Annotated in this window: 19 protein-coding genes; 6 read left to right on the top strand and 13 right to left on the bottom strand. The window is 47.3% G+C overall.

The genetic code is table 11. The annotated features are described in order from the left end of the window. Nucleotides 1–187 precede the first annotated feature (187 nt). From galK to galE, 3 genes are read right to left on the bottom strand one after another with little or no spacing between them, the layout of a single operon-like run. On the bottom strand, nucleotides 188–1,339 hold the full coding sequence (gene galK, locus CX664_RS21360; RefSeq protein ID WP_101748684.1) for a galactokinase: 1,152 nt from the start codon (nucleotides 1,337–1,339) through the stop codon (nucleotides 188–190). Between the two features lie 56 nt (nucleotides 1,340–1,395). Then, the gene (locus CX664_RS21355) at nucleotides 1,396–2,454 is read right to left on the bottom strand and encodes a UDP-glucose--hexose-1-phosphate uridylyltransferase (RefSeq protein ID WP_101748683.1); all 1,059 of its coding nucleotides are present in this window, start codon (nucleotides 2,452–2,454) and stop codon (nucleotides 1,396–1,398) included. Continuing rightward, a complete protein-coding gene (gene galE / locus CX664_RS21350) occupies nucleotides 2,451–3,467 on the bottom strand; it encodes a UDP-glucose 4-epimerase GalE (protein ID WP_101748682.1) in 1,017 nt (338 codons plus the stop codon). Before galE ends, CX664_RS21355 begins: the two co-directional genes overlap by 4 nt. Nucleotides 3,468–3,640: 173 nt before the next feature. Here galE and CX664_RS21345 point away from each other — a divergent pair, with 173 nt between their 5' ends. Further along, complete coding sequence (locus CX664_RS21345; protein WP_101748681.1) at nucleotides 3,641–4,588, top strand: helix-turn-helix domain-containing protein; 948 nt, start codon at nucleotides 3,641–3,643, stop codon at nucleotides 4,586–4,588. Between the two features lies 1 nt (nucleotide 4,589). Here the strand turns inward: CX664_RS21345 and CX664_RS21340 are convergent, their stop codons facing one another. After that, nucleotides 4,590–4,931: a hypothetical protein gene (locus tag CX664_RS21340; RefSeq protein WP_101748680.1), complete on the bottom strand. Its 342-nt coding sequence runs from the start codon at nucleotides 4,929–4,931 to the stop codon at nucleotides 4,590–4,592. A gap of 255 nt (nucleotides 4,932–5,186) precedes the next feature. On the opposite strand from CX664_RS21340, the gene CX664_RS21335 reads away from it, so the two are divergent. Both CX664_RS21335 and lolD read left to right on the top strand, forming a co-directional pair. Continuing rightward, the gene (locus tag CX664_RS21335) at nucleotides 5,187–6,431 is read left to right on the top strand and encodes a lipoprotein-releasing ABC transporter permease subunit (protein WP_101748679.1); all 1,245 of its coding nucleotides are present in this window, start codon (nucleotides 5,187–5,189) and stop codon (nucleotides 6,429–6,431) included. After that, nucleotides 6,424–7,122 (top strand): lipoprotein-releasing ABC transporter ATP-binding protein LolD, encoded by a 699-nt coding sequence (gene lolD, locus CX664_RS21330; protein ID WP_101748678.1) that lies wholly within the window; start codon nucleotides 6,424–6,426, stop codon nucleotides 7,120–7,122. Before CX664_RS21335 ends, lolD begins: the two co-directional genes overlap by 8 nt. 197 nt (nucleotides 7,123–7,319) lie before the next feature. Here lolD and CX664_RS21325 read toward each other — a convergent pair whose 3' ends face one another. After that, complete coding sequence (locus CX664_RS21325) at nucleotides 7,320–7,589, bottom strand: hypothetical protein (RefSeq protein ID WP_101748677.1); 270 nt, start codon at nucleotides 7,587–7,589, stop codon at nucleotides 7,320–7,322. A gap of 222 nt (nucleotides 7,590–7,811) precedes the next feature. On the opposite strand from CX664_RS21325, the gene CX664_RS21320 reads away from it, so the two are divergent. Further along, nucleotides 7,812–8,405: a hypothetical protein gene (locus CX664_RS21320; protein WP_101748676.1), complete on the top strand. Its 594-nt coding sequence runs from the start codon at nucleotides 7,812–7,814 to the stop codon at nucleotides 8,403–8,405. Beyond that, a complete protein-coding gene (locus tag CX664_RS21315) occupies nucleotides 8,389–9,156 on the top strand; it encodes a hypothetical protein (protein WP_101748675.1) in 768 nt (255 codons plus the stop codon). Before CX664_RS21320 ends, CX664_RS21315 begins: the two co-directional genes overlap by 17 nt. A gap of 173 nt (nucleotides 9,157–9,329) precedes the next feature. On the opposite strand, the gene CX664_RS21310 is transcribed toward CX664_RS21315, so the two are convergent. Together CX664_RS21310 and CX664_RS21305 are read right to left on the bottom strand one after the other, a co-directional pair. Further along, nucleotides 9,330–10,607 carry an L-lactate MFS transporter gene (locus CX664_RS21310; RefSeq protein WP_146000200.1) on the bottom strand — a complete coding sequence of 426 codons (1,278 nt, stop codon included), beginning with the start codon at nucleotides 10,605–10,607 and terminating at the stop codon, nucleotides 9,330–9,332. Between the two features lie 666 nt (nucleotides 10,608–11,273). Continuing rightward, the gene (locus tag CX664_RS21305; protein ID WP_101748673.1) at nucleotides 11,274–12,134 is read right to left on the bottom strand and encodes a PA4780 family RIO1-like protein kinase; all 861 of its coding nucleotides are present in this window, start codon (nucleotides 12,132–12,134) and stop codon (nucleotides 11,274–11,276) included. Nucleotides 12,135–12,340: 206 nt separating this feature from the next. Between CX664_RS21305 and CX664_RS21300 the strand changes: the two genes are divergently transcribed. Then, nucleotides 12,341–12,583, top strand: coding sequence for a DUF5062 family protein (locus CX664_RS21300; RefSeq protein ID WP_101748672.1), 243 nt, complete (start codon nucleotides 12,341–12,343; stop codon nucleotides 12,581–12,583). A 69-nt stretch (nucleotides 12,584–12,652) separates the two neighbouring features. Here the strand turns inward: CX664_RS21300 and CX664_RS21295 are convergent, their stop codons facing one another. From CX664_RS21295 to CX664_RS21270, 6 genes are all read right to left on the bottom strand, one after another. After that, entirely contained in the window at nucleotides 12,653–12,916 is a 264-nt protein-coding gene (locus tag CX664_RS21295) for a DUF6482 family protein (RefSeq protein ID WP_101748671.1), read from the bottom strand. 76 nt (nucleotides 12,917–12,992) lie between these two features. Beyond that, nucleotides 12,993–13,646, bottom strand: a complete 654-nt coding sequence (locus CX664_RS21290; RefSeq protein WP_101748670.1) for an SDR family NAD(P)-dependent oxidoreductase — start codon at nucleotides 13,644–13,646, stop codon at nucleotides 12,993–12,995. Then, nucleotides 13,643–14,335 (bottom strand): queuosine precursor transporter, encoded by a 693-nt coding sequence (locus CX664_RS21285; RefSeq protein ID WP_219622251.1) that lies wholly within the window; start codon nucleotides 14,333–14,335, stop codon nucleotides 13,643–13,645. The genes CX664_RS21290 and CX664_RS21285 overlap by 4 nt, the downstream gene beginning before the upstream one ends. 151 nt (nucleotides 14,336–14,486) lie before the next feature. Next, nucleotides 14,487–16,790: a hypothetical protein gene (locus CX664_RS21280; protein WP_101748669.1), complete on the bottom strand. Its 2,304-nt coding sequence runs from the start codon at nucleotides 16,788–16,790 to the stop codon at nucleotides 14,487–14,489. A gap of 41 nt (nucleotides 16,791–16,831) precedes the next feature. Next, nucleotides 16,832–19,207, bottom strand: a complete 2,376-nt coding sequence (locus CX664_RS21275) for a hypothetical protein (RefSeq protein WP_101748668.1) — start codon at nucleotides 19,205–19,207, stop codon at nucleotides 16,832–16,834. A 212-nt stretch (nucleotides 19,208–19,419) separates the two neighbouring features. After that, nucleotides 19,420–21,750, bottom strand: coding sequence for a hypothetical protein (locus CX664_RS21270; protein WP_101748667.1), 2,331 nt, complete (start codon nucleotides 21,748–21,750; stop codon nucleotides 19,420–19,422). Nucleotides 21,751–21,767 lie beyond the last annotated feature (17 nt).

The following is a 21,767-nucleotide window of genomic DNA, read 5'->3' as shown; positions in this document are numbered from 1 at the left end:
TTGAGGGATCCCATTGATTAGCGGTTAAGTAGCTGGCCATATGGAATCGAATATTTCTGGCTACTTGGGCTGGTACTATGCGAGGCACAACGGAGGGAGCATAGCCGTAGCTATGTGACCGGAGTTGTAACGAAGCAGAGTGCCGGCACAAGGAGTCAGAAATATATGATTTCATATGGTTAGCTACTTACGCTTCACCAGCCCCCCGGGAGGCACGGCAAACGTAGATATCAGCCACAAGGCCATTGGAGCAGGTCGGGTAGTGTTCAGTAACCGCCTGTTTGACCGCATCCACTTTTTCCGCCGGAATCAGTGCAACAACGCAACCGCCAAAGCCGCCACCGGTCATTCTGACACCGCCTTTACTGCCAATCACCGCTTTGACAATATCAACAATACCGTCGATGGGTGGTACGGTAATTTCAAAGTCATCCCGCATGGAGAGATGGGATTCAGCCATTAATCTGCCCATGGCTTCCAGGTCACCCCTGCCCAGTGCTTCGGCAGCGGCCAGGGTACGATCATTTTCAGTCACCACATGGCGGGCCCGACGGTAGGTCAGTTCATCCAGTTCGCCCTGGCTGGCTTCCAGCTGGTCCAGGGTGATATCCCGCAGGGCTTTGACGCCAAAGTGCTGTGCTGCTGCTTCACACTGTGCACGACGAGTGTTGTATTCACTGTCTACCAGGCCACGTTTGACATTGGAGTTGATAATCACCACCGCCGCGTTTTCAGGGATGGGTACCAGTCGGGTATCCAGAGACCGGCAGTCCAGCAGCATGGCATGGTCTTCCTTGCCGCAGGCGGAAATCATCTGGTCCATAATGCCGCACTTGCAGCCAACAAACTCGTTCTCTGCCTGCTGGCCAATCAATGCCAGCTCTTTCAGGCTGACATCCAGTCCGGCCATTCGGGTCAGGGTCAGTCCGGTAACCACTTCCAGGCAGGCGGATGAACTGAGGCCGGCACCCTGGGGCACATTGCCAATAATGGCAATATTGACACCCTTGAGGCTCATTTCCTTTTCCAGCAGTACGGTGGCGACACCACGGACGTAGTTGCTCCAGAAGGCTTCTTCACTGTGCGGAACCGGCAGGGACAGTTCAAACTCGGTGACCTGCCCGTCGTAACTGTGCGCCGTGGCCATGACTTTCTGGTCATCCCTGGGAGAAGCCGCAATCATTGCCTGATAGTCAATGGCACAGGGCAGTACGTAACCATCGTTGTAGTCGGTGTGCTCACCAATCAGATTGACCCGGCCAGGTGCCTGGAAATAGTGGGTTGGCTGATGACCGAAGGTTTTCTCGAACAGTTCAGTCAGGGTTTGTTTCTGGTTCATCTTACTTTCCATAACTCGGAGCAATCTTAAAGGCTTTTTGCGGGCTCAGCGCTTCTTTACAGAGAGCTGCTTTCCAGATAATGCACATCGGACAGTTCGCGCAGACGGGCGGCAGCCTGTTCCGCGGTCAGGTCACGCTGGGTTTCTGCCAGCATTTCAAATCCCACCATAAACTTGCGAACGGTTGCTGATCTCAGCAGTGGTGGATAGAAATGAGCGTGCAGTTGCCAGTGACTATCATCGGCATTGACCTCACCCTGATGGCAGGGCGCACCATGCCAGCCCATAGAGTAGGGGAATGACGTCTGGAACAGATTGTCGTACCTTGTCGTCAGTTTTTTCAGGATGTCGGCCAGGGCATCACGTTCCACTTCGGTCAAATCCGGCATGCGCAGCACCTGTCGCTTGGGCAGCAGGAGCGTTTCAAACGGCCAGGCTGCCCAATAAGGGACCACGGCGATCCAGTGATCATTTTCAACGACGGTACGTTCACCGGACTCAGATTCCCGCAGGGCGTATTCAACCAGCAGATTGGTGCCTTTTTCCTGCAGCCATTGACGCTGGTTGTCGTCTTCTTTGCGTGCTTCGTTGGGGAGAAAGCTGCTGGCCCAGATCTGCCCATGGGGGTGGGGATTGGAACAGCCCATCACGGCCCCTTTATTTTCAAACAGCTGCACCCAGGGGTAAGTCTGTCCCAGTTCGATAACCTGTTCTGCCCAGGTATCAACTACCTTGCGGATTTCTTGTTCGGTCAACTGTGGCAGGGTTTTACTGTGATCCGGTGAAAAACAGATCACCCGTGCTTCCCCCTTGGCAGAGCTGCTCTGGAACAGGTCTGATCCGCTGGTGGCATCCGGGGTATCCGTCAGCAGTGCCGGGAAGTCATTGGGGAAAATGTAGGGATCGGTGTAGTCCGGGTTATGGTCACCGGTAATACGGTCATTTCCCGGACAGAGAAAGCACTCAGGATCATGCACGGGACGAAAGTCCGGCGCTGTTTTTTCCACCTGCCCCTGCCATGGGCGTTTGGCACGATGGGGAGATACCAGTACCCAGTCGCCAATCAGCGGGTTGAATCGACGGTGTGGGTGATCAACAGGATTAAATGGTGTCATTGGTTAAATCCGTTCGGGTTTTCTGACTGCCAGCGCCAGGTATCGATGGTCATATCGTCAACGGTGCGGGTGGCTTTCCAGCCCAGCTTTTGTTCTGCATAGGCAGGGTCGGCGTAACACTGGGCGATATCCCCGGGACGGCGTGGCTGGATTTGGTGAGGCAGTTGTTTGCCACAGGCTTTTTCAAAGGCGTGCAGCATATCGAGGACACTGCTGCCTTTGCCGGTACCCAGGTTGTAGGTGTGGACACCCTGATCGGTCCAATGGGTACGCAATGCCGCCAGATGGCCAAGGGCCAGATCAACCACATGGATATAGTCACGCACACCGGTACCATCATGGGTCGCGTAGTCGTTGCCAAATATGTTGAGCTGCTCCAGCTTGCCAACGGCCACCTGGGCAATATACGGCATCAGGTTGTTGGGTATACCGCTGGGGTCTTCGCCGATAAGGCCGGATTCATGGGCACCCACCGGGTTGAAGTAGCGTAGAATACTGAAATTCCATCGATCATCGGAAGCCGCCGTATCACGGAGGATCTCCTCCACCATGAACTTGCTGCGTCCATAGGGATTGGTAACCTGGCCAACCGGGAAGTCTTCCCTGATCGGCACTTCATGGGGGTCGCCATACACGGTGGCAGAAGAGCTGAAGATCAGGTGTCGTACGTCAAACTCATCCATGACTTCCAGAAGTTTCACTGTTCCGTTGACGTTGTTATCAAAATAAGCCAACGGTATCCGGGTAGACTCACCAACGGCTTTTAGCCCGGCAAAATGAATCACTGCTTCAATGGTGTGTCTGGTGAATACGGTGCGCAGGGCCTCTTTATCGCGTATATCCACAGGATAAAAAGCGGGCTGCTTACCCGTCACGCTTGCCACCCGGTGTAGCGCGGTCTCATGGCTGTTGCACAGGTTATCTACGACGACCACGTCATAACCGGCATTCAATAATTCCAGGCAGGTGTGGCTACCGATGTAGCCAGCCCCGCCGGTGATCAGGATACTCATTGTCTACCTCGTTCAGGCAGCTTGTCTGCCTGGTAAATAATCGATTGTGGTCATTTTACGAACAGGCAGCAGGATATTTCTTTTACGGTTTTTTTTCGGTTTTTCCCGAAAACAAAGATTTGTGCCACGGCAATGGGTATCATTGTGGGGCTTTTTGATAAGGGTCAATATTTGTGAACAGTCAGCAGCTATTGTCGGTCAGGCAATGTCGTGGAACCGGTCGCAGAACCGAAGGTGTGGTCCCCATGCCCGGCTCGATTTCCGATATTCAGGGGGATATTTTTTATATCGAAAACCGGGCCCCTTATATTATGGACAGTGGCCATGTTCATGGCCATGTTGAGCTGAACTATCTGCTGGGTTGCTCGGCCACTTATATTGTCAATGGCAGGGAGCAGCGCATTCCTGAAAATCGGCTGGCCATCTTCTGGGCCAACATGCCCCATCGACTGGTGGGCCTGGTGGAAAAAAATCCGGGGAAAGGCACACTCTATAACCTCTATATCCCTTTACCGGAATTTCTTCAGTGGCCATTGATGGGACAACTCCGACAGGAGGTGATGACCGGCGCTATTGCCCTGGCAAAGCCGGACCATGACTACCTGGTCATGAGATTGAGTCGCTGGCATGAGGATTTTCGCAGCGATCACCCGGAATTAAAGGAGATTATTCTGGGTGAGCTGTCACTGCTGTTAAAGCGCATCAGTTTTCAGGGGTGGGATCACTCGGAAAGTGTCTCCTCCGAAGACCATCTTGAGCAGGCACCGGCTGCCGGTCATCCGGGCAGTGGTCGTTTGAAAGGTGCTCACCATGTTTCTACCATGATTCACTTTATCGGGGAAAACCTGCATCGGCCTATTTCAACCGCCGATGTGGCGGCTCATCTAGGCCTGCATAAGAATTATACGACCAACCTGTTTACCAGTGTGATGGGGGTCTCTATCAAGCAGTATCTGCAGTTTCAGCGCCTGCAGAAAGCTCAACTGCTGCTTATGGACAGCAAGCGGCCCATTGCCGATATTGGCTATGCCTGTGGTTTCAGTTCTCTCAGCCGCTTTTATGAAGCTTTTCAGCGTTATTTTGGTATACCGCCAGGGCAATTCAGAAAACAGCTTTTATAACTCAGGGCGTGTTATCAACCACTGACCTCAATACCCGTTTACCTTCAAAGTACACCGTCAATTTCCGGTCTGGATAATACCAGCGGGTGATGGCGGGTTCACCAATGGTTTCCGTCTGGCTGGCGTTGCCCAGCATCTCCCTGACTTCATCCATGGTTTGACCATGTTTCGGTAAAGCCAGAGATTGACGCAACTGCCGGGACTGACTGCCCACGGGAGTCACAGTGATACCTTCGGAATACGGAGTCTGGTCGGGAGCAAGCTCATTGGCAGTGACCTGGACAATAGACGACGAACAAATAATTGCTACAGTCACAGAAAGAGTACCAACAAGTGTTTTCATAATATTTGCGTCCTGCTTGACTCGAAAAGAAGGCTGAAGCGTTAATCTTGTATACCAGCGCAAAGAGACTACTCCTGCCAGAGGTTCATTGAAAGTGCGTTCTAATTATTGTCCCAGCCACAATCCGCATCTGCCCGGGAAAATTCGACGGGAATTATGCGGCTTTATGGCATAATGCCAGTTTACTGGCTTTTTCAAACAAGTGGCCAATCCGCCCCTGACACGCCGATGGCGCAAGGAATACTGGCAGAATAAATGTTTAGACCATTACCTTTTTTTATCGGTTTGCGCTACACCCGCGCAAAGCGACGGAATCATTTTATTTCCTTCATCTCCGGAACATCCATGGTGGGGCTGACGCTGGGTGTTTCGGTACTGATTATTGTGCTGTCAGTGATGAATGGTTTTGATCGGGAGCTAAAGCAGCGAGTGCTGGGTATGGTTCCCCATGCCACCATCACGGCTGCCGGTGGTGGTATTGAAGACTGGCAGGCGCTGGTCAATACCATCCCGGACAAAGAAGGCATCGAAGCGGCTGCACCGTTTGTCGATGCCCAGGGTATGCTGGCTAATGGTGATCTGGTACGGGGAACGCTGGTTTACGGTATTGATCCCGGCTACGAAAGAAGGGTCTCTATTATTGCCGATCACATGAAGCAGGGCGCATTGGAAGACCTGCAGCCCGGAGAGTTTGGTATTCTGCTGGGTGATATTCTGGCCAATTATCTGGGGTTGTCCGTTGGCGACAAAGTGACCATGGTTCTGCCTGAAGCCAGTGTCAACCTGGCGGGTGTTTTGCCTCGCCTGAAACGATTCACTGTCGTTGGTACTTTCTCGGTAGGTGCCGATGTGGATGGCAACCTGGCCTACGCCCATCGTGAAGACCTGGCCCGTTTTCTGCGGGTGCCTGAAGGGGTAACAGGTATACGACTGAAGATGGATGATCTGTTTGCCGCACCGAAACTGGCCTGGGATGTAGCGATTACCTTACCCGGTCGCTACTACGTTCAGGACTGGACCCGTAGCCATGGCCGTCTGTTTCAGGCTATTCAGATGGAAAAGACCATGGTCGGCCTGCTTCTCACCCTGATTGTTGCCGTTGCCGCCTTTAATATTGTCTCCACGCTGGTCATGGTGGTGACCGATAAGCAGGGGGATATCGCCATCCTCCGCACATTTGGTGCGACCCCCAAAATGATTATGGGGATTTTTATGGTTCAGGGATCCCTGATTGGTGTTATCGGAACGCTGCTGGGGGTTGCCCTGGGCATTGCCGGTGCGTTGAATGTTTCCGAAATTGTGGGTGCCCTGGAAAAATTATTGGGCATTCACTTTCTGAGCCCTGACGTTTACTTTATCAGCTACCTGCCATCGGAATTAATGTGGCAGGATGTGGCGGTGATCAGTGTCTCCGGCTTGTTGATGAGTTTCCTGGCAACCCTGTATCCGGCATGGCGAGCCTCCAGAACCCAGCCTGCGGAGGCACTTCGTTATGAATAATTCCGAAAACCGTGCAGTTCTGGAGTGCCGCAGGCTAACCAAAGTATTTGCTGAAGGGCCTGAAAAACTGGAGGTGCTCAGAGGCATAGACCTGTTGGTATCACCCGCTGAACGAGTAGCGATTGTCGGTACTTCCGGTTCAGGAAAAACAACGTTGCTTCAGCTGTTGGCCGGGTTGGATCACCCTTCCAGCGGTGAGGTAATACTCTGTGGCCATCAGCTGATGAAGGTATCTGAACAACAGCAGGGCGAATTGCGGAACCGTCACCTGGGGTTTGTTTATCAGTTCCATCATTTGCTGCCAGAATTTACTGCCCTGGAAAATGTTGCCATGCCCTTACTGCTGCGTAAAGAGGTATCCGTGGGGCAGGCAACCATGAGAGCGGAAGAAATGCTGGGCATGGTGGGGCTGTCGAAACGGGCCAGCCATAAGCCGGCGGAACTTTCCGGTGGTGAGCGGCAGAGGGTGGCTATTGCCCGGGCACTGGTCGGCAGTCCGGACCTGGTTCTGATGGATGAGCCAACGGGCAATCTGGATCCCCATACCGCCAGCAAGATTCATGAGTTGATGAAATCCCTCAGTGAACAGCTGACCACCAGTTTTATTGTCGTGACCCATGATATGGTATTTGCCCGGCAGATGGACCGGGCATTGCGCCTGGAAGATGGGCATCTTGTCCCTGTAGTATAAAAAAAGCCCTCTTCTGAGGGCTTTTTTGGATCAACTAAGTAGCTGGCCATATGGAATCATATATTTCTGGCTACTTGGGCAGGTGCTATGCGAGGCACAACGGAGGGAGCATAGCCGTAGCTATGTGACCGGAGTTGTAACGAAGCAGAGTGCCTGAACAAGGAGTCAGAAATATATGATTCCATATGGTTAGCTACTTATTGATTATCACCGCCTTTTTTCTCTTCATGGATGACATAAACTTCAAAGGCGCTGCTGTTATCTTCGGGTCCGTCATAACCGTCACCCCCTTTGAATCGGCTCTCTGGCCAGACAAAGTCAGTGGAACTGAAGGTCGGGCCTGAATGGTCAGCAATGTAGTAGGCATTATCACCTCCAGTGACCCTTCTCTCGTTGGCGATGGCTGATGCGGCACTGATGGCTAATCCGGCAATAAGAGTTATGGTGGTAGCAGTTCTGATGATCATGGTTCGTCCCTGTGATGTTGTTTCCGGCTTTACTTTTATCGTCCATGGCCTGCTATGGATTAGTCCGAATAATTTATCCGTTGTCGCAAAACTCGTAAAAGGCACTTTCTGTCTACATTCGACAGGGTGAATACTGAATCTGTGTGTCTGGCGGGGAATTTTTCGGGCAAGAATATGTCAAAGGGATTCTTGGGGGAGATATAAGCAAGAGGAAACAGTAGCATGCTGACTGCACCCACTACCCAAAATATCCACAGGTCCATGACGGACCCGAAAGCCTGCGTTGATGTTGGCCATGACTACGGGAGTCTGGTGGGCTGCGGTTTTGGTATTTATAAGGGGATCCAGGTAACGGGTTGCAGTGGTACACAATATGTTGGCTACGCCATGCAGTGCATCAATAAAGGTTGCCTCGCTATGTCCAGCGCAAAGGGTGTAGACGCTTGTTGTACGTTGACTGTTAAGGCTTGTGGCTGTTACTGCATTACCGGAGCAATGGCAATGGGCGGAGGCCTGGCAGGAGGTCTGGTGGGATATCTTTACGCGAACCGTGAGCAGCTATCAACCTGTACTGGCAAAAAAGATGACCATATTGCGGCCAATATGCTTTCTAATCGTACTGGTGCAAAAGACCAGAAGACACCGGTCCCGGTTACCGAAGCTGAGGTTATCGATACCCAACCCTTGTTTCACAATAACAATTTGTCCATGGCTCAGGACATAATTGCTCCTCCTCTCCTTCTACCGCCGTATGAACCCATGCACGATGCACCCCCCAGTTATCACGAAGCCATAAATAATGAATATACCCTCTAACGCAATCACGGAGCTTCACCCCAGGCAGACAGCAAACAGTCGTCAGAAGGACAGCAGTAACACCTTATTTGCCGGTAAGAAAACGGGCCATGCAAAGACTGTTAAAATTTATATAAAGGAATCGTTTATACAGACACATCAATCATTAATTAATCCCGCTATTACCAATAAAACAATAATGCACAGCTTTGAAATTGGAGGGAGGGCTTATAAAGCAATTTGTGGTGAGGGCGCTGATGAATACGTAAGGTCGCTTTTTCAAGATCAGGATGATGATATTTCTTTTGTTGCCAAAGACCAGAATGACAGGGAATATGAATATCACCCTCCAGTCGCCTGGGGGAAACGATTTATCAAGTGGATTTCACAAGGGGAAAGCTACTGTACGACTTCCGAAGACAATAAGAATCAGCAATCATCCTGTCATCAGTTTGAACATTTTTTACACTGCGGAGTCAACAGATTCTCTGTTAAAAAAGTGATGACCTGTTATAACGATACTGTCGTCAATGATATAAAAACAGTTAAGCCATTTAGCTATCTGAATCTGTCAGATACCTATACGCAAGAGTGGATTCATTCCATGACTTACATAGGTTCCGGTTTCTGCATTGGAAAATTTGGCGCAGGAGGGCCCATTGCCATCCAGACTGTTGAAAACTCGTTATTGCATTGGTGCAACAAGGACTGTGAAAGCCCCAGGTCAATTACGCTGAGGACTGGTTTATTGTATGCGGGTTTCAGGTCGTAAAGTTGCGGATATTGTTTGCTTATTATTGGCCATGTCCTGGTGGCAAGTGGGAAAAACAAAGCCCGGAAAATGCCGGGCTTTTAATCAGGAAGCGTGGTCAAGCGGCTCTATCTGGATTTCAGGTGTTGTTGATCAGAACCTACCGAAATCCATCAAGATCTTTATTAAAATACTCAAGCGGCCTGGGCAGCTTGCACTCCCACAAAATCAGCCGCTTTTTTCGGTGGTTTGACCATAAGACCAATGGCAGCCGCTGCAAAACTTACTCCGGCACAGATCATAAAGGTGCTCTCATAACCGCCCGTGGTGTCCAGCAGATAGCCTGCCAGTTTCGGACCGGCCATGCCCGCAACACCCCACGCGCTGAACAGGATAGCGTAGTTAAAGCCCAGGTTCCGGGTACCGAAGAAGTCTGCCGTTGCAGACGGGAATACTGCCAGCATTGCACCATAGCCGAAGGTGATAACCAATGAACCCATCAGGATCATGCTAAAGGTATCAAAACCACCGAACATCAACAGCACAGCACCTTGCAACGTGTATAGAATGCTCATGGTGCGGGCACGACCGATCCTGTCAGATATTAAGCCAGCACCCGGGCGGCCCAAAGCATTGGCGACAGAGAACGCCTGAACCAGCAGGGTAATGTTAAAGGTATCGGTCAGTTGCAGCTTGGCAATGTTACCAATATGACCAATCATCATCAGACCGGTCATGGAACCTGCCAGAAACATCAGCCACAACATGGCAAACTGTGGCGTCCTGATCATCTGCTTCCAGTTGTACTCACCGGTTTGTGGGCCATCAGCAACAACCGGGGTCTCTTTGGCCTTTTTATCCGCAGTCGCCATGCCTGTTGTGGTTTCCGGAACACTCATGAACTGGGCGCCAGTAACGATCACACTACCGAAGAACACCGCCAGTATATTAAAGCTGGCAAACAGGCCATATTCTGCGATCAGGTATTTGGCCAGCGGAGCCGCATACAGCGGTGCCAAACCAAAGCCGGTGACAACCAGACCGACAATTAACCCTTTTTGCTCCGGTTTGAACCATTTCACTGCTGCCGGAGCTGTTGCGGAATAACCCAGACCGATTCCTGCACCATTGAGAACACCAAAACCCAGGATAACGCCGGTCTCGGTGGGCATGGCACTGCACAGGAACATACCTGCCGCAGTGCACAGACCTGCGATGGTGATCACAACGCGCGGCCCCAGGCGATCCTGCAGCTTACCACCTACCAGCATGACCAGCGCAAACGCGGCAATGGCCGCTGCGTAGGGCGTGGATGCCTGAGAAGCGGTCCAGCCCTGAGTGTTAATAAAATTCTCGGAGAAGATACTCCACGTGTAAAGACTGCCGAACATTAAGTTAATCGCCAGGCCAGCCGTCACTACGACCCAGCCACGATTCTTACCAGTTGCCATTAATGCCTCACTTAAAGCCAAGTTGATAATTTCTGTCACTAACCGAATGCTTTGTTTGTTATCCAAATCTCAATGCCAAAATAAAACAGCTTGTACCACTGTTAAATAAAAAGCGAAAAACAAATAACAGCAATAAACAAACAATTTTCCACGGCAAAGAAAAAAAGTAAGTAGCACAGGGCATTGTTGTTCGTTAATCCTTGCAAAGGATTTTGCCTGCCTGCTTTTCAGATGGCGATACCACCTGTAACTAATTTTCGAAAACAATAAGAAGGTGTTGTTTCAATTGTTTCCTGTTATCAATATTTTCTGCATATATTCTCTATCATGGCTTTCAAAACAGTCCTGTAAGAAAAATAACCATTGCTGAGATAAAAGCTCTGATTCTGATTGTATTTGTTAAATCAACTGGAAAGATTGACAGAGGTCAAATAACAATCAATTAAAAAAGATGTTATCTTTATCGTAATTACAGGGTGTTATGTTTTTAAAAATGATATTATTTGTATCATTGTTGATATTTCCCTGAAACACGTTGTCAAAGGGCTAATCAGATATTCAGTAACATCATTAACATGCTGCCAGTTAAATGAAGTAACTGATCGATTGGCACTGCGCCGCCCACGCTTGGGCATTGTTTTGATTGGGCCTGCCCCACCTGACCGGTAGGGCTGGCTTCCATCTCAGTCAGGCATCAGGGTTATCAGATTCTCTCAGACGTTCCTGCCGTTTCTGCTCCTCAGCCAGAACCGCTTTTATTTCGGCCAGCACTGAGTCCACATCGGCGGCTTGCTCCGCTTCGGTGAACAGGCCGGTCAGTTCGGTTTCCGGGGTCAGTTCGCCATCTTCATAGAGTGCCCACATCTCTTTGGCATACTGGCTGTTCAACAGGTCCGGTGCAAACTGTCCATAGTATTCCGTGATGTTGTTGATGTCCCTGGCCAGCATCGAGCGGGCATGGTTGTTGGCCGAGGCATCCACGGCCTGGGGCAGGTCGATAATCACCGGGCCGTAGTCATCCACCAGAACATTGAATTCCGACAGGTCACCATGAACCAGGCCTGCACAGAGCATCAGCATGACATAATGCATCATGGTGGCGTGGTCTTCACGGGCCTGTTCGGCGGACATGGTCACTTCACCCAGGCGCGGGGCAACCTGACCTTCATCATCCGTCACCAGCTCCATCAACAGTACGCCATCCAGGCAGATATAAGGCTGTGGGACTCTTACGCCCACTCTGGCCAGGCGGAACAGGGCGTCTACCTCGGCACTCTGCCAGGTCTCTTCCTGCTGTTTCCGGCCATATCTGGAGCCTTTCTCGATGGCTCGCTGCCTGCGACTGTTGCGCTCTTTGCGGCCTTCCTGATATTGGACGGCCTTTTTAAAGCTGCGTTTTGCCGCTTCCTTATAAACCTTGGCGCAGCGGATATCATTGCCACAGCGCACCACATAGACATCGGCTTCTTTACCACTCATTAGCTGGCGGAGTACTTCATCCACCAGTCCTTCATCAACCAGGGGTTGGATTCGTTTCGGGGTTCTCATAAGGAACTTTTACCTTATTTGAACCCGCTAGGGAATAGCGCTTTTGGTAATAACCGTTGGAAATAGCGCATGACAGGCTGATGCGTTTGGGAATTTCGGAATAAACCCAGCACCGGTAATAGTGTTGCTGGTCAGTCTCCTGATTTGCCATAAATGGTTTATAAAAGCTAATGTGCTAATACACCACTGGATTGAATGAGGCACCAATGAAGAAACTGAAGAATGAAAAAGAGCTGGTAAAGAAGGCCATTGAATATGGCATGAAGTATGGTGAGAAGCGGGGGGTTGTGGAATTTGAGGCGACCGATTCTGCCAATGAGAAAATCGAATATATATACCGGCTGCTGGTCCATGATAACCTCATCCAGCCTCTGCCAGAGGATCAGGTATCCCAGGTGACCATGAAGCACAAACTGGCAATCTGGGCATCTAAACAGAAGTTGGGTTGATCACGGCCTTGTATCATTTGCAAGGAGGTTTTGCGGGCCACACTGTATTATCGAATACCTCGCCCGGGCTCATTTTGACGATTTGGCCTGATTTTCAGGATGGATCATTTCATCATAGGTTTCGGAATAAACCAGCTGCAAGTGACGAGCAATATCATCCCCAAGGATCTCTTTTGCCTCACTAATGCTATGGAAAATAGTGGGGGTGGTATCGTGATTACTCAGCAGGTGCTTCCCGTCCACCCGGCATAAATAGATATCTCCTTCCTGACTCAGCAGCTCGACAGGCAGAGGGTTTTCTTTGAAGGCTTTTTTCAGTTCTTTAAGGGTCATTGATCTTCTCCTTATTTGCCCGCTGATGAAGAAAACGGCAGCCTAACCGGTTCCGGGAGGCTGTCTCTGGTATTGATCACCAGACAAAGTTAGCCTTCGCCATCTCGCCGTTATCCACCAGAATATCCTGTGCGGTCATGCTGCGATTGATGATCGCCATAAAGTAAATCCACTGCGCTATTTCTTCAGAACTGGCCCATTTGGGCAGTAGCGTTTCATTCATGATGGCCTGCCATTTTTCAGGATCGTCCATGACCGGCCTGTTCAATTCGGTAAGCACGCCTCCCGGGGAAATACTGTTGCAGGTGGCACCGTATTGAGCAACCTGCAGCGCAGTCCATTTAGTGTAGGCGACAACACCGCCCTTGGAGGCAACATACTCTGGAAATTCAGCACCGGAATGAGCACTGGCGGAGGCAACATTGACAATGGATTGAATCGCCGGTTGCAAGCCGTACAGCCTGGTACAGTTCATCACCCCGCCTAAATTGATGGCGATGTCCTGTGTGGTGTTTTGCACCCCGGCGTTGTTGATCAGATGTGTTACGCCCTTAATGTCAGGGAGCGATTCCGGGTTCGCCACATCGGCTAAAAAATGGTGATAACGGTCGTTAACCAGTTCGCCGGGATTAACATCGATACCCACCACGGTGATGCGCTCATCTTGCAAAAAACGCTGACAAACCGCCAGGCCAATACCGGCACTGGCTCCGGTAATAATGACTTTCATGTACGCTCCCATATTTCCCTGACCTTGATCTTTCTGCACAGATACACGGCAGGAGTATCACACAGGCTGGTCACCACAAAGATACCATAGCTGGTGATGATGATACTGAGCAGGTCCGGCACCGGGAACGTCCCGTAAAACGCTCCGAAAGTAAACAGAACCGCATTCAGGAACTGGGAAATCATGGTGGACACATTGTTGCGCAGCCACAGATAATTCTCGATAAGCCCGGTCCAGTGCCAGATTTTGTGGTAAAGCCACACATCAAAGCGCTGTGTAATGGCATAAACCAGCAGGCCGGTAATCATCAGGCGAGGCGTGTTGCTGAAGATGGCCTGAATATGCGGCATGGCAAAATCCAGGGAATTGGGCATGAAATACAGCCAGCTCTGGGAAATGGCAATAAACAGTGCCGAGGTAAAGAAGCCGACATTGACTGCGTAGTCAGACCATTTTTTACCACCCACCTCACTGAGGATATCGGTCACCAGGAAGGTGGAGGCAAACATGATATTGCCCAGGGTCATCTCCATACCGAAGGCATTGATCTGCACCAGTACTTCAATATTAGCAGCCACGATGGCCAGCACGGTGTAACAGAGAAGCCCCATTTTGCCGAACAGGCGGTAAGTTAAAATGACCATGCCGTAAAATAACAGCAGCTGGCCAATCAATAGTAATTCGTTCAAGTGTACCCTCAGATATCAACTGCTTGTTATGTTGTTACGAGTGCCGATTAACGGATGTTTGAGAGCAATTTTCAATACCAACATATACCGAATTATGGGTGCCACCGGCCATCAGAACATCGAGTGTTGTCTTATCGGTTATGGAGTGCTCTTATTTTTTATGTTTTGATTTTTTATGGTGCGACAGGTCTATATCCGCTGCCAGCCAGCCAGATTCCTTCAGTTTTTTCGCTCTTGCATGCATCTCAGTCACCTGCTCTTTGACTGTGTAATCCATTAAATCATCGGGTATTTTAAAGTTGTGTTCTTTCAGTCTCCTGATAGCAGTGAGCGATTGAAGACTAAAACCTGTTGAGCAGACATACAATAATTTATCGTATAATTCTGAATGCTTTTTCCGGGAGGTAATGCGTTTCAGCATTTGATAGATTGTTCTTGTCGATGCCTGATTGTAAATCTCTTTTTTGTCAAAGCCGTAATGATAGACATAGTACAGCATCCAGTCTGCCTTCTGTGGTACGGGGTTAAATGTGATACCTTCTATTGGACTGATGTTAACAATCCGGTTTTCACGCTTTAGCCTGCCATCGAAATTACTGAAATGAAATTGATATCTGGTAAGTCTATGGAGAAACCAGGTGGCAAACTCCCTGGGTGAGGTTGGTATAATTTCTTTTTTGTCAACGGAAGTACAGGGAGTAATCATTTTTACGGAGATGCCGCCAAACTTTTCGACACATAAATCAGCCAGTTTTCGTAATGTAAATATATTCCAGCGGGTGATTCCGTTAATGGCAGGGAGGGGGATGTTAGCCTTTTTAATGGTGCTGAAGGCATTTTGCAGTATTCGGGGCCCCTGGTTTTTAACCAGCCTATTTTGCAAATACTCATGTAGATAGCGTAAATAGGTATCTTGTGATTCCACAGGATTCAGAACTCTCAATATTTTAATGCATTCCCAGTCCGGCAATGGTCGTTCAGGTTTGGCTACTTTGAGCAGATGCCTGATATGGCCTGGCAGCCACTTTTCTGATGGTAAAAAATATCGACTGCATGGTTCAGGAAATGGAAAATCATGGAGGTTAAAGCTGTCGGTCATATTGGCAACATGATTTGATGATTCGACTGTTGATTTAGCTAACAAGTCAATCATATATTGATAGTAGTCCTCTGATTTTGGATTAATGATGGCTAAATCCTGACGGTACAGAACTTTACTATCAAGTTTCATTTTCCAGGCCATAACTCGTATTAAACGTATTGACCATGCTTTCCTGTATGCTGATTTTACGGTGTTGAATGAAGGGATCTTTACTTTATTTATTATCAGTTTTTGCCTGGTGATCTCAGTAGCCTGTTGTTTATTTACGAACTCTGCAAGATAAAAATAGGCCGGTATGGCTGAATAGTCTGTGGTATCCCTGTTAACTGGTACTGCCTGTATATCTACGGCCGGTAGAACCTTAACGGCAGTTTCTGAATGATAGGGCGTTATTTGTACCTTTATTCTCTTAAAATCTTTACCCGTTGGTGATAGATATTGATCGGCAATATTGCTGATAAATTGTTGCCACTGGTTTCCTGGCCAATATGCATGCTGACACGGATCAGCAATGTAAATATCGGAAGCAGCCATATAGGATGGCTGATGATAGCTCCCGTCTGCACAATGCAGATCACTACGAATAGATCGGTGTTTAGCTTCATACCATTGGCTTTGTGTCTGCACACTTTCACCAGAAAGACGTGGGCATACCATCAAACATACATGAGTGGTGGTTCCTTCCACAACGCCTTTTTTTGCTCCGTTTCTGACAAAAAAAAAGCTGATAACCATTTTGAACAGGCTGATGGATGGGTTTTTCAGGCAGCAGGAAGCCATTAAATGGGTCAACTCATCACATTGGGCTACTTTGTAGGTTTTGACTAGTTCTGCTATTTGCATGGCGTATTTGGTCTGCTGTTGTTGCAAATCAGTAACATGAGCAAGTTCTCGTATCAAGTGATGAATCTTTGGTACCAGTAAATACTTATAAATTTTTTCAACACAGGTGAAATTGCCGTGAATGGATAACCTTTTATGCTCTGGCATTTGAGCGGATTTATCAGAGCTTATGGCGTACTCAATATCCATTTTACGAATATCGTCCAGTACTTTACTCAGTATTGTGGGAATTGAATGACTTTCAGTGCTCTGATTTTTGTCAATCCGTAGTTTACGTTTCTGAGAGTTTTGGTGAGCAGGCTGGCTTTTTGCTTTAGCAACCTGGTATTCCCGGAGTTTCTTTTTTACTCCCGTTTGTGTGGCACCCCCCTGGTGGTTTACGTCCAGCCTGACTTTTTTCGATGGATTGTTGTTATCCTGTTGCTGTTTTCTTTTGTTTTTACGGTTTTCAGGGGGCTTTTGATAATCAATAATCCGTGTTTTGTAATGGGTAGCAGTGGGTACAATCATATGTGATTTAACCTCTTAATGGCAGCGATTGTTGTGATCTCTTAACCCGGATATTTCATAAACTTGCTCCCGATCCTTTTTTTATGTCTTGATATTCTATGATGCGATAAGTCTATATCGGCTGCCAGCCAGCCAGATTCCTGCAGTTTTTTTGCTCTTGCATGCATCTCAGTCACCTGATCTTTGACTGAATAATCCATTAAATCATCGGGTAGTTTGATGTTGTGTTTTTTCAGGCTCCTGATAATACTGAGAGATCGAAGGCCAGAAGCTGTTGAGCTGACATACAATAATTTATCGTATAATTCTGAATGCTTTTTCCGGGAGGTAATGCGTTTCAGCATTTGAGTGATTGTGTGTGTAGGAGCCTGATGGTAAATCTCTTTTTTGTCAAAGCCGTAATGATAGACATAGTACAACATCCAGTCTGCCTTCTGTGGTACGGGGTTAAATGTGATACCTTCTATTGGACTGATGTTAACAATCCGGTTTGCAGCCTTTAGCGTGCTATCGAAATTAATGAAATTAAATTGATATTTGGTAAGTTTGTTGATAAACCAATCGGCAAACTCATCGGGTGAGGTTGGTATCACGTCTTTTTTACCAACAGAAGGATAGGGTGCAACCGTTTCCGGGGAGATTCCGCCAAACTTTTTTACACATAAATCAGCCAGTTTTCGTAATGTCAATATATTCCAGTTGGTGATTCCTTCAATGGCAGGGAGGGGGATGTTCCCCTGTCTAATGGTGCTGATGGCATTTTGCAGTATTCGGGGCCCCTGATTTTTAACCAGCCTATTTTGCAAATACTCATGTAGATAGTGTAAATAGGTATCTTGTAGTTCTACAGGGTTCAGTACTCTCAATATTTTAATCAGTTCACAGTCCGAAAATGATTGTTCAGGTTTGGCTACTCTGACCAGATGCCTGATATGGCCTGGCAGCCACTCCTTGGATGGGAAAAAATATCGACTGCATGGTTCCGGAAATGGAAATCCATATTTGTTAAAGCTCTTGACCATATTGATAACATGTTGTGGTGATTCGATTGTTGATTTACCTAAAAAGTCAACCATGCATTGATAGTAGTCCTCTGATTTTGGATTAATGATGGCTAAATCCCTACGGTGCAGAACTTTAACATCAAGGTTCATTTTCCAGGTCAGAACTCGTACTAAGTTTGTTGACCATTTTTGCCTGTGCTTTGATTTTACGGTGTTAAATGAAGGGATTTTCACACCATTTCTTACCAGTCTTTCCTTAGTGACCAAAGCAGCCCGTCGTTTTAGTTTCTCAGCTTTTTTCGCTGTATTGGCTGCGAACTCCGCAAGATAAAAATAGGCAGGCATGGCTGAATAGTCGGTAGAATCACTGTTAACGGGTACTGCCGCCTGTACCTTTGCAGCCGTTAGCTCATTAGCCGTAGTTCCCGAATGATATGGTGTTATTTGTACGGTTATTTTCTTAAAATCTTTATCTGTTGCTGTGAGATATTGATCGGCAATATTGCTGATAAATTGCTGCCACTGGCTTCCCGGCCAAAATTCGTGCTGACACGGATCAGCAATGTAAATCTCGGAAGTAGTCATATAGGTTGGTTGATGATAGCTCCCGTCAGCACAATGCAGATCACTATGAGCATATTTGTGTTTAGCTTCGTAGCATTGGCTTTGCATCTGCACACTATCACCTGAAAGCCTTGGGCATGCCATCAAACATACATGAGTGGTGGGTCTACCCAGCTTTCCTTTCTTTGATCCGGTTCTCGCAAAAAAAAAGTTGATCACCATTTTGAACAGGCTGATGGCCGGGTTATCCAGGCAGCAGGAAGCCATTAAATGAGTCATCTCATCACATTGGGCCACTTTGTAGGTTTTGACTAACTCTGCTATTTTCAGGGCGTATTCGGTCTGCCGTTGTTTTAAGTCATTAATAGGGGAAGATTCCTGTATTAAGTGATGAATCTTTGGTACCAGTAAATTCTTATAAATCTTATCAACATAGGTAAAATTGCCGTGAATGGATAATCTTTTATGCTCTGGCATTTGAGCGGATTTATCAGAGGTTATGGCATACTCAATATCCATTTTACGAATATCTTCCAGTACTTTACTCAGTATTGTGGGGATTGAATGACTTTCAGCGCCCTGCCTTGAATCAACTTGCAGTTTGCTTTTCTGAGAGTGTTGGTGAATAGGCTGACCTTTTGCCATAGCAACCTGGTATTCCGGTAGTTTCTTTTGATCTCTCGTCTGTTTAACACACCCCTGATGATTAATTCGGGTAGTGTCCAGCCTAACCTTTTTCGAGGGATTGTTGTTATCCTGTTGCTGTTTCCTTTTATTTTGACGGTTTATTGGGGGCTTTTGATAATTCATAAGCCGTGTGTTTTGATGGATAGCAGTGGATACAAGCATATTATGATTTAACCTGTTAAGTAGTTATCCAAATGGAATCGTATATTTCTGGCTAAGTGGGCAGTTACTATGCAAGGCACAACGTAGGGAGCATAGCCGTAGCTATGTGACCGTAGTTGTAACGCCGCAGAGTGACTGCCCACTTAGTCAGAAAATACGATTTCATTTGGTTAACTACTTATTGGCAGCGGTTGTTATGATTTCTCCAGGCGTTAGAAAACTTTTTTATGTTTTGATGTTTTATGGTACGACAGGTCTATATTCGCTGTCAGCCAGCCAGATTCCTTCAGTTTTTCCGCTCTGGCCTGCATCTCAATCATCCGGCCCTTGACTGTGTAATTCATTAAATCATCGGGTAGTTTGATGTTGTGTTCTTTCAATTTTCTCAAATAATGGTGAGTTTGAAGACCACTACATGTTGAACTGAGATACAGTAATCTATCGTATAATTCTGTGTGCTTTTCTGGTGAGGTAATGCGTTTCAACAATTGATAGAGTGTTGTTGAAGAGGTCTGGTGGTAAATTTCTTTTTTGTCAAAGCCGTACTGATAGACATAGTACAACATCCAGTCTGCCTTCTGCGGTACGGGATCAAATGTGATACCTTCTATCGGGGTGATATGAACAATCCGGTTTGCAGTCTTTAGGCCGCCATTGAATCTATTGAAATTAAATTGGCAGTTAGTAAGTTTGTTGAGAAACCAGTCGGCAAACTTATCGGGTGAGGTTGGTATAACTTCTTTTTTGCCAGCAGAAGGATCGGGAACAACCGTTTTTGCGGAGATGCCGCCAAACTTTTTCACACATAAATCAGCCAGTTTTCGTAATGTCAATATATTCCAGCTGGTAATTCCTGCAATGGCAGGGGGAGGGATGTTTCCCCGTCTAATGTAGCCGATGGCATTTTCCAGTACCCGGGGGCCCTGGTTTTTAACCAGCTTATTCTGCAAATACTCATGTAGATAGCGTAAATAGGTATCTTGTAGTTCCACAGGATTCAGTACTTTCAATACTTTAATCAGTTGGTAGTCCGAAAATGATCGTTCAGGTTTGGCTAGCCTAATCAAATGCCTGATATGGCCCGGCAGCCACTCCTCCGATGGTAAAAAATATCGACTGCATGGTTCAGGAAATGGAAACCCATGCTTGTTAAAGCTTTTGGTCATTTTGATAACATCCATTGATGATTCAATGGTTGATTTACCTAAAAAATCAATCATATATTGATAGTAGTCCTCTGATTTTGGATTAATGATGGCTAAATCCGTACGGTGCAGAACTTTAACATCAAGGTTCATTTTCCAGGCCAGAACTCGTATCAAATTTGTTGACCATTTTTTCCTGTGTGATGATTTTACGGTCTCAAATGAAGGGATCTTTACACTATTTCTTACCAGTCTTTGCTTGGTGATATCAGCAGCCCGTGGTTTATTGATTGGTTTCTTTACAAATTCTTCAAGATAAGAATAGGCCTGTATGGCTGAATAGTCTGTGGTATCACTGCTAACTGGTGCTGTCTGTATTTCTTCGGCCGGTAGCTCCATAACGGCAGTTTCCGAATGATAGGGCGTTATTTGTACCTTTATTTTCTTAAAATCTTTACCTGTTGGTGTGAGATATTGATCGGCAATATTGCTGATAAATTGCTGCCACTGCGTTCCTGGCCAAAATTCATGCTGACATGGATCAGCAATGTAAATATCGGAAGTAGCCATATAGGATGGCTGATGATAGCTCCCGTCAGCACAACGCAGATCACTATGAGCATGTTTGTGTTCAGCTTCATACCATTGGCTTTGCCTCTGCACACTATCACCTGAAAGACTTGGGCATACCATCAAACATACATGCGTGGTGGATCTTTTCATCCTTCCTTTCTTTGCTATGCCTCTCGCACTAAAAAAGCTGACAACCATTTTGAACAGGCTGATGTCCGGATTTTCCAGGCAGCAGGAAGCCATTAAATGAGTCATCTCATCACATTGGGCTACTTTGTAGGTTTTGACTAACTCTGCTATGTGCCTGGCGTATTTGGTCTGCTGTTGTTTCAAGTCATTAACAGGAGAGAGTTCTTGTATCAAATGATGAATCTTCGGTACCAGTAAATGCTCATAAATCATTCCAACACAGGTAAAATTGCCGTGAATGGATAATCTTTTATGCTCTGGCATTTGAGCGGATTTATCAGAGCTTATGGCATACTCAATATCCATTTTTCGAATATCGTCCAGTACACTATTCAGTATTGTGGGAATTGAATGACTTTCAGCGCTCTGCTTTGAATCAACTTGCAGTTTACTTTTCTGAGAGTTCTGGTGAATAGGCTGACCTTTTGCCATAGCAACCTGGTATTTCGGTAGTTTCTTTTGATCTCTCGTCTGTTTAACACGCCCCTGATGATTGATCCGGGTGGTTTCCAATCTGATCTTTTTTGAGGAATTGTTGTTATCCTGTTGCTGTTTTCTTTTCTTTTGACGGTTTTTTTGGAGCTTTTGATAATCCATAAGCTGTGTGTTTTGGTGGGTAGCAGTGGATACAAGCATATTATGATTTAACCTCT

Origin of the sequence: Endozoicomonas acroporae (genome assembly GCF_002864045.1) — a bacterium.
Lineage (GTDB): Bacteria > Pseudomonadota > Gammaproteobacteria > Pseudomonadales > Endozoicomonadaceae > Endozoicomonas > Endozoicomonas acroporae.
The sequence above is the reverse complement of the archived record's forward strand: the minus strand, read 5'-3'. Positions and strand labels throughout refer to the sequence as shown.